The following is a 15,333-nucleotide window of genomic DNA, read 5'->3' as shown; positions in this document are numbered from 1 at the left end:
AAATGAATCATAGTATTGCAAAACAGATTGCCGATCAGGGCGGGGTTGAGGCTTATCTTCACGCACAGCAGAACAAAAGCCTGTTGCGTTTTCTGACCTGCGGCAGCGTTGACGATGGCAAAAGCACCCTGATCGGCCGACTGTTGCACGATACCCGTCAGATTTACGAAGATCAGCTCTCTACGCTGCACAATGACAGCAAGCGCCTTGGCACCCAGGGCGAAAAACTCGATCTGGCGCTGCTGGTGGACGGCTTGCAGGCGGAACGCGAGCAGGGCATCACCATTGATGTGGCTTACCGCTATTTTTCCACGGAAAAACGCAAGTTCATCATTGCCGACACACCGGGGCATGAGCAGTACACCCGCAATATGGCGACCGGCGCTTCCACCTGCGAGCTGGCGATCCTGCTGATCGACGCGCGCAAGGGCGTGCTGGATCAGACTCGCCGCCACAGCTTTATCGCCACGCTGCTGGGCATTCGTCATCTGGTGGTGGCGGTCAACAAGATGGATCTGGTGGGGTATCAGCAGGCGGTCTTCGAGCAGTTCAAACAGGATTATCTGGACTTCGCCAGTCAACTGCCGACCGATCTGGATATCACCTTTGTGCCGATTTCCGCGCTGGATGGCGACAATGTCGCGACGCCGAGCACGACCATGAACTGGTACCGCGGTCCGACGCTGCTGGATGTGCTGGAGACGGTCAATGTCTCTTCCCGCAGTCTGAGCCAGCCGATGCGTTTCCCGGTGCAGTACGTCAACCGCCCGAACCTTGATTTTCGCGGCTACGCCGGCACGGTGGCGTCTGGCGTGGTGCGGGTCGGACAGCGTGTGAAAGTGCTGCCGTCCGGCGTGGAGTCCAGCGTCAGCCGCATCGTCACCTTTGATAGCGACCTGCAACAGGCACAGGCTGGCGAAGCGGTGACGCTGGTGTTGTCCAGCGAAGTCGACATCAGTCGGGGCGACCTGCTGGTCGGCAGCGAGGAAACGCTCCAGCCGGTACGCAGCGCGAAGGTGGATGTGGTGTGGATGGCGGAGCAGCCGCTGGTGTCGGGACAAAGCTACGACATCAAGATTACCGGTAAGAAAACCCGCGCGCGGGTGGAAAACATCGACTATCAGGTGGAAATCAATACGCTGACTCAGCGGGTTACCGAGTCGCTGCCGCTCAACGGCATTGGTCTGGTCGAGCTGACCTTTGATGAACCGCTGGTGCTGGACAAATATCAGCAAAATTCTGTCACCGGCGGCATGATTTTTATCGATCGCCTGAGCAACGTGACGGTCGGCGCCGGGCTGGTGCGTGAGCCGGTCGAGCTGGCGGAAGCGGAAACCGGCAGTTACAGCGCTTTTGAGCTGGAACTGAATGCGCTGATTCGCCGCCACTTCCCGCACTGGGGCGCGCGCGATCTGCTGGGAGGAAAATAACGTGGCGCAAACGCATTCCCGGCCGGGCGCGCCGGCCGACGACAATGTGGTGTGGCACGACCATGCGGTCACGCGCGAAGACCGTGAGCGTCAACATGGGCACCGTGGCGTGGTGGTGTGGTTCACCGGGCTGTCCGGTTCCGGCAAATCTACGCTGGCCGGCGCACTGGAGCAGGCCTTGTTTGCCCGTGGCGTCAGCACCTATCTGCTGGATGGCGATAACGTTCGGCATGGGCTGTGTCGGGATTTGGGATTCAGCGATGACGACCGGCGGGAGAACATCCGCCGGGTGGGGGAAGTGGCCCGGTTGATGGTCGATTCCGGGCTGGTTGTATTAACCGCGTTTATCTCTCCGCACCGTGCTGAACGGCAGATGGTGCGAGAACTGCTTGATCAGGAGCAGTTTCTTGAAGTGTTCGTCGATACGCCGCTGGCTATTTGTGAAGCCCGCGACCCCAAAGGTTTATACAGGAAAGCCCGTGCCGGCGAGTTGCGCAATTTCACCGGCATTGACGCGGTTTATGAGGCGCCGGAACAGCCGGAATTGCATCTGGACGGCCAACAATTGGTAACAAATTTAGTCGCTGAATTATTAGATATGCTGCACGGTCGAGCTATCATCTAAGCCTCAGCTTGCCCCTTTGCAGGCGCTACGGTATGCGTGTTTTGCCTCGCTGCCGTTTGCCTGACGAAGGGGCAGTCTTCAGGCCCAACGGTTACCCGGTGATGGGGTAAAGCAGGAACGATGATGCAGAGTGTGACGCCATTACCTGATAGCAATACGCAAGCCGACCATGCCGAGGAGGAGGACGCGTCCTTCGTTTCTTGCAGCCCGCTGGTAGGGGCGCTGGCAGGCTTCTGCTTTTACTGGTTGGCTTTTTCTCTGCCGTTTATCGTGTATGGCCTGAATTCCACGCTATTGCTGATGCTTTACACCTGGCCCTTTTTTCTGGCGCTGATGCCCCTGTCGGTATTGATCGGCATGCTGTTTCGCGTGCTGTTGCCGAATCATGTGGTGTGGATGATGTTCTGCTGCGCAGTCAGCATTCCGGGCGTGTTCTGGCTGGTGTTCTTACTGATCACCGGGTGGTAGCGGCTCAGGCAACGCATCTCACCAGGATATCGATTTCAGAGAAACCGATTTCAGATTATTTACTCCTTTCGTGAAACTATTTCCCTGTGTGAGCAATTTTATCCTTCGCCACCCGGTGTGTGCCTGGCTTTTTCCTGCCGGAGGGGAATGCTGTTGGCGAAGGTGGAGTCCTGACAAAAGTTATGGGATGATTAGGCGGCTTTTCAGGGGGCTGGATGGGAAAACTTTCGCTGTTATTGTTGATTCTTCTCGGTTGGTTGCAATATTCGCTCTGGCTGGGGAAAAACGGTGTTCATGACTACGTGCGGGTGAAGGATGACGTGGCGGTGCAACAGGCCAACAACGTCAAACTGAAATCCCGCAACGAACAGCTGTTTGCGGAAATAGACGATCTCAATGGTGGTCAGGAAGCCATTGAGGAACGGGCGCGCAACGAGCTGGGCATGACTAAACCCGGAGAAAGCTTTTATCGTCTGGTGGCCGACCAGGCGGATCGTCGCGTCGGCGCGAACCCGTCGACGGCCCCTTCCACTTCATCATCGACGTCTCGCTAGGTATGTCTACTCCAAATCAGTCTTTGGCTGAGGTGGTTGCTGTTTTGCCGGCGGCCGGTAACGGCAGCCGGATGCAGAGCGACCGCCCCAAGCAGTACCTTTCCATCGGCGGTAAAACCATTCTTGAGCACACGGTCGCGGCTTTGTTGCGTCATCCGCGTATTCAACGGGTGGTTATCGCCATCAGCGCCGATGACCGTTATTTTCCCGAACTGCCCCTCGCAACTGATCCGCGTATTCAGGTAGTGACCGGCGGCCGCCAGCGGGCCGATTCGGTGCTGGCCGGTTTACTGCAGTTGCCGCACACCGATTGGGTGCTGGTGCATGACGCGGCGCGGCCCTGTTTGCATCAGGACGATCTGTCCCGGCTGCTGGCGCTGACCGGGCAAAGTGAGGTCGGCGGCATTTTGGCGGCGCCGGTGCGTGATACCATGAAGCGGAGCCGGGATGGCGTCATCGACCATACGGTGGAGCGCGAGGCGCTGTGGCACGCCCTGACGCCGCAGCTGTTCCCGCTGGCGCTGCTGCGGGGCTGCCTGGAGCGAGCGTTGCGCGAAGGCGCGACCGTTACCGACGAGGCGTCGGCGCTGGAATATTGCGGCTATCGTCCGCGGATTGTTCCAGGACGGGCAGACAACATCAAGGTCACGCGCCCGGAAGATCTGGCGCTGGCGGAGTTTTATCTGACGCGTAGCCCGGATCATCATCAACAAGATAATAAAGGAGCCTGAGTGATGCGTATCGGTCACGGTTTTGATGTGCATAAATTTGGCGGAGAAGGTCCGCTGGTGATCGGTGGGGTACGTATTCCCTATGAGCGTGGCTTGCTGGCGCATTCCGATGGCGATGTGGTGCTGCACGCCGTCACCGATGCGCTGCTGGGCGCGGCGGCGATGGGCGATATCGGTAAACTGTTTCCCGACACCGATCCGGCCTACCGCGGCATTGACAGCCGCGAATTGCTGCGCGAAGCCTGGCGTCGCATCACCGCCAAAGGTTACCAACTGGGCAACCTTGATGTCACCATCATCGCGCAGGCGCCGAAAATGGCGCCGCACATCCCGCAGATGCGCGTCAACATCGCCGAAGATCTGCAATCACACATGGATGATGTCAACGTCAAAGCCACCACGACTGAACAGCTGGGCTTTACCGGCCGTGGCGAAGGGATTGCCTGCGAGGCGGTGGTGTTGCTGGTCAAGAGCGATGCTACCGGCGTGGTGGCATGGTAATGCGTGAATCACTGTTTTGGTTGCATGGCGAACCGGCCGCAACGGGGGGGCTGAAAGCATCGCCGGATGATTTTTTTGTCGCCGAAGATCTGGGATTTGCACCGGATGGCGATGGCGAGCATGTGCTGGTGCGTGTGCGCAAACGCGGTTGCAACACCACGTTTGTGGCGGAAGCGCTGGCGAAGTTCGCCGGTATTCCGGCGCGTTCCGTCAGCTATGCCGGGTTGAAAGATCGCCATGCGGTAACCGAACAATGGTTCTGCCTGCATTTGCCGGGCAAAGCGGAGCCGGCGTGGGCGGCATTTGCGCTGGAAGGGTGCGAAATTCTTGAAGCGCAGCGTCATCGCCGTAAACTGCGTATTGGCGCGTTGCGCGGCAACCATTTTAGTCTGGTGCTGCGCGAAGTTAGCGACCGTGCCGATGTTGAAGCCCGTCTGGCGCTGATCGCCGGTGAAGGCGTGCCCAACTATTTCGGCAGCCAGCGTTTCGGTCGTGACGGCAACAATCTGGAACAGGCCCGCCGCTGGGCGAATGACGAGATTCGGGTTAAGGATCGCAGCAAGCGCAGCTTCTACCTTTCCGCCGTGCGCAGTGAGTTATTCAACCTGATGGCCAGTGCGCGTCTGGCGACGTATGGCGCAACGCAGGTGTTGACCGGCGATGCGCTGCAACTGGCTGGCCGCGGCAGTTGGTTTGTGGTCAAGCCGGAAGAGCAGGCTGAGGCGCAGTCGCGCGTGATAGCCGGCGAACTGCAGATTACCGCCGCATTGCCGGGGCAGGGCGAATCAGGTGTGCAGGAGCAGGCGCTGGCGTTCGAGCAGCAATGCCTGGAAGGCCAGACGCTGTTGTTGTCATTGCTGACGCGTGAGCGAGTGGACAGCGCGCGCCGCGCCGTCATGTTATATCCGCAAGACCTGCGCTGGTCATGGCGGGATGACGTCACGCTTGAGTTACACTTCTGGTTGCCGGCAGGGTGCTTCGCCACCAGCGTGGTGCGGGAGCTACTGCTTCCCGTGCAACAGGAAAACGAGTGGGCGGCCTGATAGCAGGCGGCTTTTTTCGGCTTCAGACGCGTGATTTATCCTGATACGGGCTGTCGATTTTCTTTGCTATCGGAGAACGGGGCGAATTGATGAGGTGGGCTAACGCCGGAGTTGACGGGGAATGGTGAATAAACGCGTGCAAACGTTGCTGGCGCAGCTTCACCAGCAGGGAATTCAGGACGAACGCCTGTTGCAGGCCATGGCCTCGGTTCCTCGCGAGCGTTTTGTTGACGAGGCGTTCGAACATAAAGCCTATGATAACGTCGCCCTGCCGATCGGTTCCGGACAAACCATCTCTCAACCTTACATCGTAGCCAGAATGACCGAGCTGCTGCGGCTGACGCCGGAGTCCCGCGTGCTGGAGATCGGCACCGGTTCCGGTTATCAGACCGCGATTCTGGCGCATCTGGTGCGGCATGTGTTTTCGGTGGAGCGTATTAAAGGCCTGCAGTGGCAGGCCAAGCGGCGTCTTAAGCAACTCGACCTGCACAATGTGTCCACCCGTCATGGCGACGGCTGGCAAGGTTGGGCGTCCAAAGGGCCGTTTGACGCCATCATCGTCACGGCGGCGCCGCCGGAGATTCCGTCCGCACTGATGGCGCAACTGGACGAAGGCGGCGTCATGGTCTTGCCCGTAGGCGAAGAGCAGCAGACATTACAGGTCGTTTTGCACCGCAACGGCGAGTTTATCGTTCAGACGGTGGAAATGGTTCGGTTTGTTCCGCTGGTCAAAGGAGAATTGGCCTGATACCGTTGCCAATCTCGGTAAAAAGTCCGTCTTTAAAATTTCAATACAACTGTCTTATGGTGATAACGGATTGATATTGATAGGCTGTGTCCCGTCGTTGTCCGTGATTCTGACCCTGTTGGTATGGCGTAACCGCCAGACAGACCTTATGGTACCGCCTGTTTGCGTCGACGAATAAAATAAACGGTAATCGTTTTACGTTCCTCGCTTCGCATTATTGCCTGCCTTTATCAGGGTGTTCCGAACGAAAATACGCGTCGGGACCGGACAGATTTCGTCATTTTTGGTTATAGGGGGAGTTTGGCGCATGGGAAGCCAAATCGTGAACTGGCGTCAGATCGCTGTGTGTTCGGTTATTACTCTGGGATTGGCCGGTTGTGCAAATGACAATAATCAGGCGGCCCCGATCAGCAGCGTGGGAGATAACGGCGCAGGAAGTCGTTCGGGCAGTACCACCACCTATTCGCCGCCGCCGCGCATTTCCAGCGTGGGCAGCGTGAGCAATAATACTCAAACCGTTCCTTCGGCGGGCATCAGCCGCCCTCCCAGCGATGCGGGGGTCACTACCCGTGAAGGTAAGATTGTCTATAACCGCAGCTATAACAGCATCCCCAAAGGGAGCTACAGCGGCAATACCTACACCGTCAAACGCGGGGATACCCTGTTCTATATTGCCTGGATTACCGGCAACGATTATCGCGAACTGGCGCAGCGCAACAACATTCAGGAACCTTACAGCCTGAATGTGGGCCAGTCGTTAAGCCTCGGCAGCAATATGAATGCCGGCGGTAGCACCCAGGGCATGGCGATTGCCAGCGCGCCGACGACGGTAACGACATCCGCACCGGTGGAAATCAGCCCGTCCAACAGCGGTCATATGCTGCCTGAAAATGCCGCTAAAGCCTCTGGCAGCGGCCGTATGCTGTCAGGCAACGCCACCGCCAGCAGCAGCGGTCATATGCTGCCGGCTAACGCAGCCGCCGCAGCTGCCGCGCAGCCGTCATCGGCAACACAAATGCAGACTACGCAGGTTGATTCTCAACCAACTAATGCGTATTCTGAAAGTTCGGGTAAACAGAATGTGGGTAAGATGTTGCCCACGGCGGGAGCCGCGACCACGCTTCCGACCACCGAACCGACGCAAACGAACACGGCAATTGCCAGCTGGCGTTGGCCTACAGACGGGAAAGTCATAGATAGTTTCTCAGCCTCAGAGGGGGGAAATAAAGGGATTGATATCGCCGGCTCACGTGGGCAATCCGTTATCGCTACCGCATCCGGGCGTGTAGTGTATGCGGGTAATGCGTTACGCGGTTACGGTAATCTGATCATCATCAAACATAATGATGATTACCTGAGCGCCTATGCCCATAACGAAACCATGCTGGTCCGGGAACAACAAGAGGTAAAGGCGGGTCAACAAATTGCTACCATGGGTAGCACCGGAACCAGTTCAGTACGCTTGCATTTTGAAATTCGTTACAAGGGGAAATCCGTAAACCCGCTGCGTTTTCTTCCGCAGCGATAAATCGGGCAGAGTATTTCGGTATTCTGCCATGGGATCACGGGTAGGAGCCACTTATGAGCCAAAACACGCTGAAAGTTAACGAGTTACATGAAGATGCTGAATTCGATGAGAATGGAATCGACGTTTTTGACGACAAAGCGCTGGCGGAGGAAGAAACCGGCGATAGCGACCTGCTCGACGAGGAATTGCTTTCGCAAGGAACTGCTCAGCGCGTGCTGGATGCAACCCAGCTTTATCTGGGAGAAATCGGCTACTCACCTCTTCTGACCGCTGAAGAAGAAGTTTACTTTGCCCGTCGGGCGCTGCGCGGCGATGTTTCATCTCGCCGCCGCATGATCGAGAGTAACCTGCGGCTGGTGGTGAAAATCGCCCGCCGCTACAACAATCGGGGACTGGCGTTGCTGGACCTGATTGAAGAAGGAAACCTCGGTTTGATCCGCGCAGTCGAGAAGTTTGACCCTGAACGCGGGTTCCGCTTTTCGACTTACGCCACCTGGTGGATCCGTCAGACCATTGAACGGGCCATCATGAATCAGACTCGCACCATCCGTTTACCCATCCATATCGTCAAAGAATTGAATGTCTACCTGCGTACCGCACGCGAACTGTCCCACAAGCTTGATCACGAGCCCAGTGCGGAAGAAATCGCCGAGCGGCTGGATAAGCCGGTAGATGACGTTAACCGTATGCTGCGTCTCAACGAGCGCATCACCTCGGTGGATACGCCGCTGGGCGGGGATTCGGAAAAGGCGCTGCTGGATATTCTGGCCGATGAGAAGGATAACGGCCCGGAAGATACCACGCAGGATAACGATATGAAGCAGAATATCGTTAAGTGGCTGTTTGAACTGAACGCAAAACAGCGTGAAGTGCTGGCTCGCCGTTTTGGCCTGCTGGGATATGAAGCCGCCACGCTGGAAGATGTGGGTCGTGAAATCGGGTTGACTCGTGAACGGGTTCGCCAGATTCAGGTAGAAGGGCTGCGTCGTTTACGCGAGATCCTGCAGGTGCAGGGGCTGGACATCGAAGAACTGTTCCGCGAATAACTCGCACAATAACTAACATGGCACAAAAAAATGGTGGGATACCCCACCATTTTTTATATCTGCAATTAGGTTCGTGCGTTATCGGGTACACTGAGACAGCAGGAACTCGACGATATCGCCGGCCTTGATCATCTCTTTTTCGCCTTTACGGCGGTGCTTGTATTCGATCTCGTCGTTATCCAGATTGCGATCGCCGATCACGATGGTGTGCGGAATGCCGATCAGTTCCATATCCGCAAACATCACGCCGGGGCGTTCTTTGCGATCGTCCAGCAATACATCGACGCCGTTGGCGCGCAGTTGCTGATAGATATTCTCGGCCACTTCCTGCACGCGGAAGGACTTATGCATGTTCATCGGCAGAATCGCCACCTGGAACGGCGCAATGGCGTCAGGCCAGATAATGCCGCGATCGTCATGGTTCTGCTCAATGGCGGCGGCGATCACGCGTGTTACGCCGATACCGTAGCAGCCCATGGTCAGCGTCTGATTGCGGCCGTCTTCGCCCTGAACCGTTGCTTTCAAGGCTTCGGAGTATTTCTTGCCCAACTGGAAGATGTGGCCGACTTCAATACCACGCTTAATCAGCAGCGTGCCTTTGCCGTCCGGGCTGCGATCGCCTTCCACTACGTTACGGATATCGGCAACCTGCGGCAGAGCGGTATCGCGTTCCCAGTTAATGCCGAAATAGTGTTTGCCGTCGATGTTGGCGCCGGCGCTGAAATCGCTCATCGCTGCCACGGTACGATCGACCACAACCGGCACCGGCAGATTTACCGGCCCCAGCGAACCCGGACCGGCCTTAACCACCGCACGGATTTCTTCTTCAGTCGCGAAGGTCAATGGGCTGGCGACCAGCTCCAGTTTTTCCGCTTTGACTTCGTTCAGTTCATGATCGCCACGCACCAGCAGCGCAACCAACTTATGGCCGCTTTCTTCGGTCGCTTTCACCAGCAGGGTCTTGACGGTTTTTTCCACCGGCACTGCGAATTGTTCCACCAGCTCGGCGATGGTTTTGGCGTTCGGGGTATCCACCAGCGTCATGGCCTGAGTCGGCGCCGCGCGGCCGTGCTCCGGCGCAACGGCTTCCGCCAGTTCAATGTTGGCGGCGTAATCCGACCCGGTAGAGAACACGATGTCGTCTTCGCCGCTGCTGGCCAGAACCTGGAATTCATGTGATGCGTTACCGCCGATGGAGCCGGTATCGGCCTGTACGGGGCGGAAATCGAGATCCATGCGGCTGAAAATCTTGCTGTAGGCCGCGTACATGGCATCGTAAGTGACCTGCAGGGATTCCTGCGTGGTGTGGAACGAGTAGGCATCCTTCATCAGGAACTCGCGGGCGCGCATTACGCCAAAACGCGGGCGTACTTCGTCACGGAATTTGGTCTGGATCTGATAGAAATTCAGCGGCAACTGCTTGTAGGAGCTGATTTCATTGCGGATCAAATCGGTGATGACTTCCTCATGCGTTGGGCCGAGCACAAACGGGCGGTCGCCTCGGTCAACAAAGCGCAACAGCTCCGGGCCATATTGTTCCCAGCGGCCGCTTTCCTGCCACAGGTCGGCGGGTTGAACTACCGGCATCGAAATTTCGATGGCGCCGGCATTGTTCATTTCTTCACGCACGATGTTTTCGACTTTTTTCAGCACCCGCAACCCGGTCGGCAACCAGGTATAAAGGCCGGAAGCCAGTTTACGAATCATCCCGGCTCGCAGCATCAACTGATGGCTGATGACTTCGGCATCGGCGGGCGTCTCCTTCAGCGTGGAGAGCATGTATTGACTTGTACGCATGATGTTTGAGTTCCGTCAGAACAAATAAATAGCATTAACCACAACGTGGTTCAGGCAGAAAAAGTGGTTTAGTTTACCAGTGCGGGCCGTTCCCCAAAAGGCGCAGCCACGTTTTTTAACCGGCATCAAGGCTGATGACTTCCGTTTGACCGTCAATAACCTGCCATTTGACATTAAATTCCAGCAACCGCGCGGCATAGACCTTGAGGTCATCTTCTCCTTTACGGTAAGCCGGACGGGGATCCTGCGCCAGCACCTGGCTAATGAAACGCCGCAGATTGGGGTGACGCTGCTGATGTTCCGTCAGTTGTTGCTCCGCCATAACGGAAAAATGGATCGGCATATCGGCTTCGGGCGCCAACTGGGCAAAACCGGCCCGCGCCTGCGGCTGACTTTCCGCGAACGGCAGGTAGGGTTTGATGTCCACGACCGGGGTGCCGTCCACCAGATCCAGACTGCCCAGCTCCAGTATCACGCTATCCCGCATGGTGCGTATCGCTTTCAGTTCAACCAGCGACATACCGATCGGGTTAGGGCGAAACGTTGAGCGGGTAGCGAACACGCCCATGCGGGCATTGCCGCCCAGACGAGGCGGCCTGACCGTTGGGCGCCAGCCCGCGGAGGCTGTCTGGTGGAAAATGAACAGCAGCCACAGGTGGCTGAAATCTTCGAGCCCGCGTACGGCCTCGGGTTGGTTATAAGGCGAGAGGAGATGTAATTCTCCGCCGCCATCCTTAATCAGACCGGGCTGTCGGGGTACGGCAAATTTTTCTTTATAAGGTGAGCGGATAACGCCGATCTGATTAAAGCAAAATTGGCTCATTGCGCGGAAACTTTCAGTGCATAACCCTGGCAGACAGCCTGACGGTAGCATCCCGCTACATTACTGATGATCTGGCAGTCATGCAGCAGCACGGCATTGGCTTTCATGGCGGTGGCGCGATTCTGCATTCTTCTTCGGGCAGACGGAATGCTGGGCGGCGTGTCCTGCGCGCTGGCCTGGCACGATGAACCAGACACTTCACCCATATCGCGGAACGGCTTACCTACCAACTCTTCGGCACTTTTATACAACACGGCAGGGGCGGGATGCGTGACCGGCTTCGGCTTCGGCGGAGGTTCCACAGCCACTGGTGTCTGCGGTTGTGGTGCCGGCGCAGCAGGTTTGTGCAGCAGGGAACATCCTGTCAGCGAAAACGCCAACAGCAGAACAGGTACAGCACGCATAAATTTTCCTCTGGCTTGGATAAAGTGCGGTTATTGAAGCAAGCAATACAGAAAATAACAAGACGGGCAGTTGCCCGTCTTTCATCTCTTTTATGCAAGAAAGTAAGTATTAACTTACCATCCTTTCACCGCGCCACCATTAAATGTTTTCAGCGCCGCCTGATTTACTTCGTCAGACTGATAAGCCTTTACGAATTTTTTCACGTTTTCTGCATCTTTATTGTCTTCACGAGCAACCAGCAGGTTAACGTACGGTGAGTCTTTTTCTTCTACGAACAAACCGTCTTTGGTCGGGGTCAGGTTGATCTGGCTGGCATAAGTGGTGTTGATGATGGCCAGAGCAATCTGATCGTCATCCAGAGAGCGCGGCAGCTGCGGCGCTTCCAGTTCGACCAGCTTCAGGTTTTTCGGGTTTTCAGTCACATCCAGTACGGTCGGCAGCAGGCCAACGTTGTCTTTCAGTTTGAGCAAGCCCACTTTCTGCAGCAGCAGCAGCGAACGGCCCAGGTTGGTCGGATCGTTCGGCAGGGCGATCTGCGCGCCGTTCTGCAGGTCATTCAGCGATTTGATTTTTTTGGAGTAACCGGCGATCGGATACACGAAGGTGTTGCCGACGGAAACCAGCTTATAGCCGCGATCCTTGATCTGCTGGTCGAGGTACGGTTTGTGCTGGAAAGCGTTCAGGTCGATATCGCCTTTGCTCAGCGCTTCGTTCGGCAGCACGTAATCATTAAAGGTAACCAGTTCAACATCCAGACCGTATTTTTCCTTGGCGACTTTCTGCGCCACTTCCGCTACCTGCTGCTCGGCACCGACGATCACGCCCACTTTAATGTGGTTAGGGTTCTTCTGCTCCTGACCGCATCCGGCCAGCGCCAGCGCACCAATCAACGCACCAACCGCCGCGAGAGATTTCAATTTAATTGCCATTTTTTACCTCTGTTTAATGTTTTAACCTGCATCGAAGAATAATAGACGCGATGGTGAAACCCGTTATTTGTGGGTAACCGCGCGAACTGCTCTGTCACCAAAAAACTGAATGAGATAAACCAGAACCACCAACAGGACCAGCACGGTATTCATCACGGTGGCGTTATAGCCGACATAACCATACTGATAACCAATCTGCCCCAGACCACCGGCGCCGACCGCACCGCCCATGGCTGAATAACCTACCAACGTAATCAATGTAATAGTGGCGGCGTTGATCAGACCGGGCAGGGCTTCGGGTAGCAAAATCTTGCGGATAATCTGCAGCGGCGTAGCGCCCATCGCGCGTGCCGCTTCGATCAACCCGGTCGGAATTTCCAGCAGGGCGTTTTCCACCATGCGGGCGATAAAAGGCGCCGCTCCTACCGTTAACGGTACAATCGCTGCCTGTAGACCAATTGCGGTGCCTACAATCACTCGGGTAAAAGGAATCATCCACACCAGCAGAATAATGAAAGGAATGGAGCGGAAAATATTCACCAACGCGGAAATGCTGCGATAAAGCTTAGGATTGGCGATAATCTGCCCGGGGCGGGTGATATACAACAGCACGCCGACGGGCAAACCCAGCATAAAACCGAAAAAGCCGGACACGAATGTCATCACCACGGTCTCCCAAACGCCGCGGGCAATCAACCAGAGCATGGCTTCAGACATAACCCAATACCTCAATATTCACGTGATGTTGCTGCAGAAAGGCAATGGCTGCCTGGGTGTCGGTTTCCTGCCCGTGCATTTCGGCCAGCATGATGCCGAATTTCACACCGCCAGCGTAATCCATCTGCGCGCTGATAATGTTGTTGTTGACGTTGAACGTCCGGGCCACTTCGGACAATAAGGGCGCGTCGACCGACTGGCCGGTAAACTCCATACGCAGCAGCGGTACGCTGCCTGGGCGAGGCGTTGTCGACAGTCGCTGCTGATAGTCATCCGGAATATCCAGATGCAGGGTGGACTGGATAAATTTCTGAGCCAGCGGTGTTTTCGGATGAGAAAACACTTCGCTGACCGTATCCTGCTCAATCAGTTTGCCGTTACTGATAACCGCCACCTGATCGCAGATACGTTTAACCACATCCATTTCATGCGTAATCAACAGGATGGTCAGCCCCAGCCGACGATTGATGTCTTTCAGCAATTCAAGAATAGAACGGGTTGTGGCCGGGTCCAGTGCGCTGGTTGCTTCATCGCACAGTAGAACTTTGGGGTTGCTTGCCAGCGCGCGGGCAATGGCGACGCGCTGTTTTTGCCCGCCGGACAGATTAGCAGGATAGGCGTCATGCTTGTCCGACAGCCCGACCAAATCCAGAAGCTGATGCACCCGCTGTTTGATTTCAGCCACGGGCGTGTTGTCCAGCTCCAGCGGCAGCGCCACATTGCCGAATACGGTACGTGAGGACAACAAATTGAAGTGCTGGAAAATCATGCCGATTTGGCGGCGGGTGCGCGTTAATTGGCTTTCCGACAGGCTCATCAGCTCTTTCCCGTCGATCAACACTTTCCCCTGCGTCGGTCTTTCCAGCAGATTCACGCAGCGAATCAGCGTGCTTTTACCTGCGCCTGATGCGCCAATCACGCCATAAATCTGACCCGCGGGCACGCGTAATGTCACGTCGTCCAGCGCAGTGACGGCGCGTCCTTTTTGCTGGAAAACCTTTGTAATATTAATCAGTTCAATCATAAGTTTTATCAAAGATGACGATGGCCGGACAAGAAACCATAATATTCCGACCCAATGTGGAGGGGATGTTAAGGCGTCTAGACGTCTAAGTCAATCGAGATCCCGTCAGGGATGACATTCTCTCTGGTGATGAAAACATGCGATACTAAGCACAATTTACGCCATCAGGAGCAAAGGTAAGTGGCAAACAGCGTCCCTGCAATTTTTCTCGACCGTGACGGTACCATTAATGTTGATCATGGCTATGTCCATGAAATCGATCAGTTCCAGTTCATTGACGGCGTGATTGACGCCTTGAATGAACTCAAAAAAATGGGCTTTGCTCTGGTGCTGGTGACCAACCAGTCAGGGATTGCCAGAGGTAAGTTTACCGAAGATCAGTTCATGCAACTGACCGAGTGGATGGATTGGTCGCTGGCCGACCGTGGTGTTGACCTGGACGGTATCTATTATTGCCCGCATCACCCTGATGCAGGTGAAGGGGAATATCGTCAACAGTGTGATTGCCGTAAACCTCAGCCGGGGATGTTTATCTCTGCGCAGCGTCATTTGCACATTGATATGGCCGCTTCTTATATGGTGGGCGATAAAGTTGAAGATATGCAGGCAGCGCAGGCAGCAGGGGTAGGAACGAAAGTATTGGTTAAAACCGGTAAACCGATCACCGAAGAAGGCGAAAAATTGGCTGATTGGCTAATAGATAGCCTGGCGGACCTGCCAAAAACGATCAAACAGCACGTAAAATAGCCGTAAGGGTGGAAAAATGCGCGAACGGAAAAAAAGATCGAGAAAGTGGTTGTGTAACCCGTTCGGATCCCTATAATGCGCATCCACTGACACGGCAACGGCGACAAGCCAGCGCGGTGTGAGGCAGAGAAAACGAGAAAAAAGTCGTTGACTCTGAATGAGGAAAGCGTAGTATACGCCACCTCGCGACAGCAGGCTGCAAGCCGGTCGCACTGCT

17 protein-coding genes are annotated in these 15,333 nt (G+C 55.8%); 11 read left to right on the top strand and 6 right to left on the bottom strand.

Features of this window, described 5'->3' with window-relative positions; translation table 11 throughout:
- The first annotated feature begins 2 nt into the window (after positions 1-2).
- The 10 genes from cysN (at position 3) to rpoS (ending at position 8,674) form a co-directional block, all read left to right on the top strand.
- Positions 3-1,430 carry a sulfate adenylyltransferase subunit CysN gene (cysN, locus tag DXXMK7_RS16725; RefSeq protein ID WP_038920057.1) on the top strand — a complete coding sequence of 476 codons (1,428 nt, stop codon included), beginning with the start codon at positions 3-5 and terminating at the stop codon, positions 1,428-1,430.
- Position 1,431: 1 nt separating this feature from the next.
- Positions 1,432-2,055 (top strand): adenylyl-sulfate kinase, encoded by a 624-nt coding sequence (cysC, locus tag DXXMK7_RS16720; RefSeq protein WP_038666210.1) that lies wholly within the window; start codon positions 1,432-1,434, stop codon positions 2,053-2,055.
- A gap of 123 nt (positions 2,056-2,178) precedes the next feature.
- Entirely contained in the window at positions 2,179-2,523 is a 345-nt protein-coding gene (locus tag DXXMK7_RS16715; protein WP_038920056.1) for a DUF3561 family protein, read from the top strand.
- Between the two features lie 215 nt (positions 2,524-2,738).
- Entirely contained in the window at positions 2,739-3,077 is a 339-nt protein-coding gene (gene ftsB, locus DXXMK7_RS16710) for a cell division protein FtsB (protein WP_038920054.1), read from the top strand.
- A 2-nt stretch (positions 3,078-3,079) separates the two neighbouring features.
- A complete protein-coding gene (ispD, locus tag DXXMK7_RS16705) occupies positions 3,080-3,808 on the top strand; it encodes a 2-C-methyl-D-erythritol 4-phosphate cytidylyltransferase (protein WP_038920053.1) in 729 nt (242 codons plus the stop codon).
- A gap of 3 nt (positions 3,809-3,811) precedes the next feature.
- On the top strand, positions 3,812-4,309 hold the full coding sequence (ispF, locus tag DXXMK7_RS16700) for a 2-C-methyl-D-erythritol 2,4-cyclodiphosphate synthase (protein WP_038666217.1): 498 nt from the start codon (positions 3,812-3,814) through the stop codon (positions 4,307-4,309).
- The gene (truD, locus tag DXXMK7_RS16695; RefSeq protein ID WP_038920052.1) at positions 4,303-5,352 is read left to right on the top strand and encodes a tRNA pseudouridine(13) synthase TruD; all 1,050 of its coding nucleotides are present in this window, start codon (positions 4,303-4,305) and stop codon (positions 5,350-5,352) included. The genes ispF and truD overlap by 7 nt, the downstream gene beginning before the upstream one ends.
- Positions 5,353-5,473: 121 nt before the next feature.
- Positions 5,474-6,100, top strand: a complete 627-nt coding sequence (locus DXXMK7_RS16690; RefSeq protein ID WP_038920051.1) for a protein-L-isoaspartate(D-aspartate) O-methyltransferase — start codon at positions 5,474-5,476, stop codon at positions 6,098-6,100.
- Between the two features lie 307 nt (positions 6,101-6,407).
- Positions 6,408-7,628 carry a murein hydrolase activator NlpD gene (gene nlpD / locus DXXMK7_RS16685; protein WP_038920050.1) on the top strand — a complete coding sequence of 407 codons (1,221 nt, stop codon included), beginning with the start codon at positions 6,408-6,410 and terminating at the stop codon, positions 7,626-7,628.
- A gap of 53 nt (positions 7,629-7,681) precedes the next feature.
- Entirely contained in the window at positions 7,682-8,674 is a 993-nt protein-coding gene (gene rpoS, locus DXXMK7_RS16680) for an RNA polymerase sigma factor RpoS (protein WP_038666226.1), read from the top strand.
- 78 nt (positions 8,675-8,752) lie between these two features.
- On the opposite strand, the gene proS is transcribed toward rpoS, so the two are convergent.
- From proS to metN, 6 genes are all read right to left on the bottom strand, one after another.
- On the bottom strand, positions 8,753-10,471 hold the full coding sequence (gene proS / locus DXXMK7_RS16675; RefSeq protein WP_038920049.1) for a proline--tRNA ligase: 1,719 nt from the start codon (positions 10,469-10,471) through the stop codon (positions 8,753-8,755).
- A gap of 115 nt (positions 10,472-10,586) precedes the next feature.
- Entirely contained in the window at positions 10,587-11,294 is a 708-nt protein-coding gene (tsaA, locus tag DXXMK7_RS16670; protein WP_038920048.1) for a tRNA (N6-threonylcarbamoyladenosine(37)-N6)-methyltransferase TrmO, read from the bottom strand.
- Positions 11,291-11,698 carry an Rcs stress response system protein RcsF gene (gene rcsF / locus DXXMK7_RS16665; RefSeq protein ID WP_038666231.1) on the bottom strand — a complete coding sequence of 136 codons (408 nt, stop codon included), beginning with the start codon at positions 11,696-11,698 and terminating at the stop codon, positions 11,291-11,293. The genes tsaA and rcsF overlap by 4 nt, the downstream gene beginning before the upstream one ends.
- A 114-nt stretch (positions 11,699-11,812) precedes the next feature.
- Complete coding sequence (locus tag DXXMK7_RS16660; RefSeq protein ID WP_038920047.1) at positions 11,813-12,628, bottom strand: MetQ/NlpA family lipoprotein; 816 nt, start codon at positions 12,626-12,628, stop codon at positions 11,813-11,815.
- A 63-nt stretch (positions 12,629-12,691) separates the two neighbouring features.
- On the bottom strand, positions 12,692-13,345 hold the full coding sequence (locus DXXMK7_RS16655) for a methionine ABC transporter permease MetI (RefSeq protein ID WP_038920045.1): 654 nt from the start codon (positions 13,343-13,345) through the stop codon (positions 12,692-12,694).
- Complete coding sequence (gene metN, locus DXXMK7_RS16650) at positions 13,338-14,369, bottom strand: methionine ABC transporter ATP-binding protein MetN (protein WP_038920044.1); 1,032 nt, start codon at positions 14,367-14,369, stop codon at positions 13,338-13,340. The genes DXXMK7_RS16655 and metN overlap by 8 nt, the downstream gene beginning before the upstream one ends.
- A 180-nt stretch (positions 14,370-14,549) precedes the next feature.
- On the opposite strand from metN, the gene gmhB reads away from it, so the two are divergent.
- Positions 14,550-15,116: a D-glycero-beta-D-manno-heptose 1,7-bisphosphate 7-phosphatase gene (gmhB, locus tag DXXMK7_RS16645; protein WP_038920043.1), complete on the top strand. Its 567-nt coding sequence runs from the start codon at positions 14,550-14,552 to the stop codon at positions 15,114-15,116.
- Positions 15,117-15,333: the final 217 nt, after the last annotated feature.

It is taken from the genome of Dickeya sp. MK7 (assembly GCF_000406305.1).
Lineage (GTDB): Bacteria > Pseudomonadota > Gammaproteobacteria > Enterobacterales > Enterobacteriaceae > Dickeya > Dickeya fangzhongdai.
This window is presented reverse-complemented; position numbering and strand designations above follow the sequence as displayed.

Excerpts from the sequence above, each read along its gene's own strand:
- DXXMK7_RS16715 (WP_038920056.1), top strand. The coding sequence starts at position 2,179 with ATGCAGAGTGTGACGCCATTACCTGATAGCAATACGCAAGCCGACCAT.
- rcsF (WP_038666231.1), bottom strand. The coding sequence starts at position 11,698 with ATGCGTGCTGTACCTGTTCTGCTGTTGGCGTTTTCGCTGACAGGATGT.
- truD (WP_038920052.1), top strand. The coding sequence starts at position 4,303 with ATGGTAATGCGTGAATCACTGTTTTGGTTGCATGGCGAACCGGCCGCA.
- ftsB (WP_038920054.1), top strand. The coding sequence starts at position 2,739 with ATGGGAAAACTTTCGCTGTTATTGTTGATTCTTCTCGGTTGGTTGCAA.
- DXXMK7_RS16690 (WP_038920051.1), top strand. The coding sequence starts at position 5,474 with ATGGTGAATAAACGCGTGCAAACGTTGCTGGCGCAGCTTCACCAGCAG.
- tsaA (WP_038920048.1), bottom strand. The coding sequence starts at position 11,294 with ATGAGCCAATTTTGCTTTAATCAGATCGGCGTTATCCGCTCACCTTAT.
- nlpD (WP_038920050.1), top strand. The coding sequence starts at position 6,408 with ATGGGAAGCCAAATCGTGAACTGGCGTCAGATCGCTGTGTGTTCGGTT.
- ispF (WP_038666217.1), top strand. The coding sequence starts at position 3,812 with ATGCGTATCGGTCACGGTTTTGATGTGCATAAATTTGGCGGAGAAGGT.
- proS (WP_038920049.1), bottom strand. The coding sequence starts at position 10,471 with ATGCGTACAAGTCAATACATGCTCTCCACGCTGAAGGAGACGCCCGCC.
- metN (WP_038920044.1), bottom strand. The coding sequence starts at position 14,369 with ATGATTGAACTGATTAATATTACAAAGGTTTTCCAGCAAAAAGGACGC.
- cysN (WP_038920057.1), top strand. The coding sequence starts at position 3 with ATGAATCATAGTATTGCAAAACAGATTGCCGATCAGGGCGGGGTTGAG.
- DXXMK7_RS16655 (WP_038920045.1), bottom strand. The coding sequence starts at position 13,345 with ATGTCTGAAGCCATGCTCTGGTTGATTGCCCGCGGCGTTTGGGAGACC.
- ispD (WP_038920053.1), top strand. The coding sequence starts at position 3,080 with ATGTCTACTCCAAATCAGTCTTTGGCTGAGGTGGTTGCTGTTTTGCCG.
- DXXMK7_RS16660 (WP_038920047.1), bottom strand. The coding sequence starts at position 12,628 with ATGGCAATTAAATTGAAATCTCTCGCGGCGGTTGGTGCGTTGATTGGT.
- rpoS (WP_038666226.1), top strand. The coding sequence starts at position 7,682 with ATGAGCCAAAACACGCTGAAAGTTAACGAGTTACATGAAGATGCTGAA.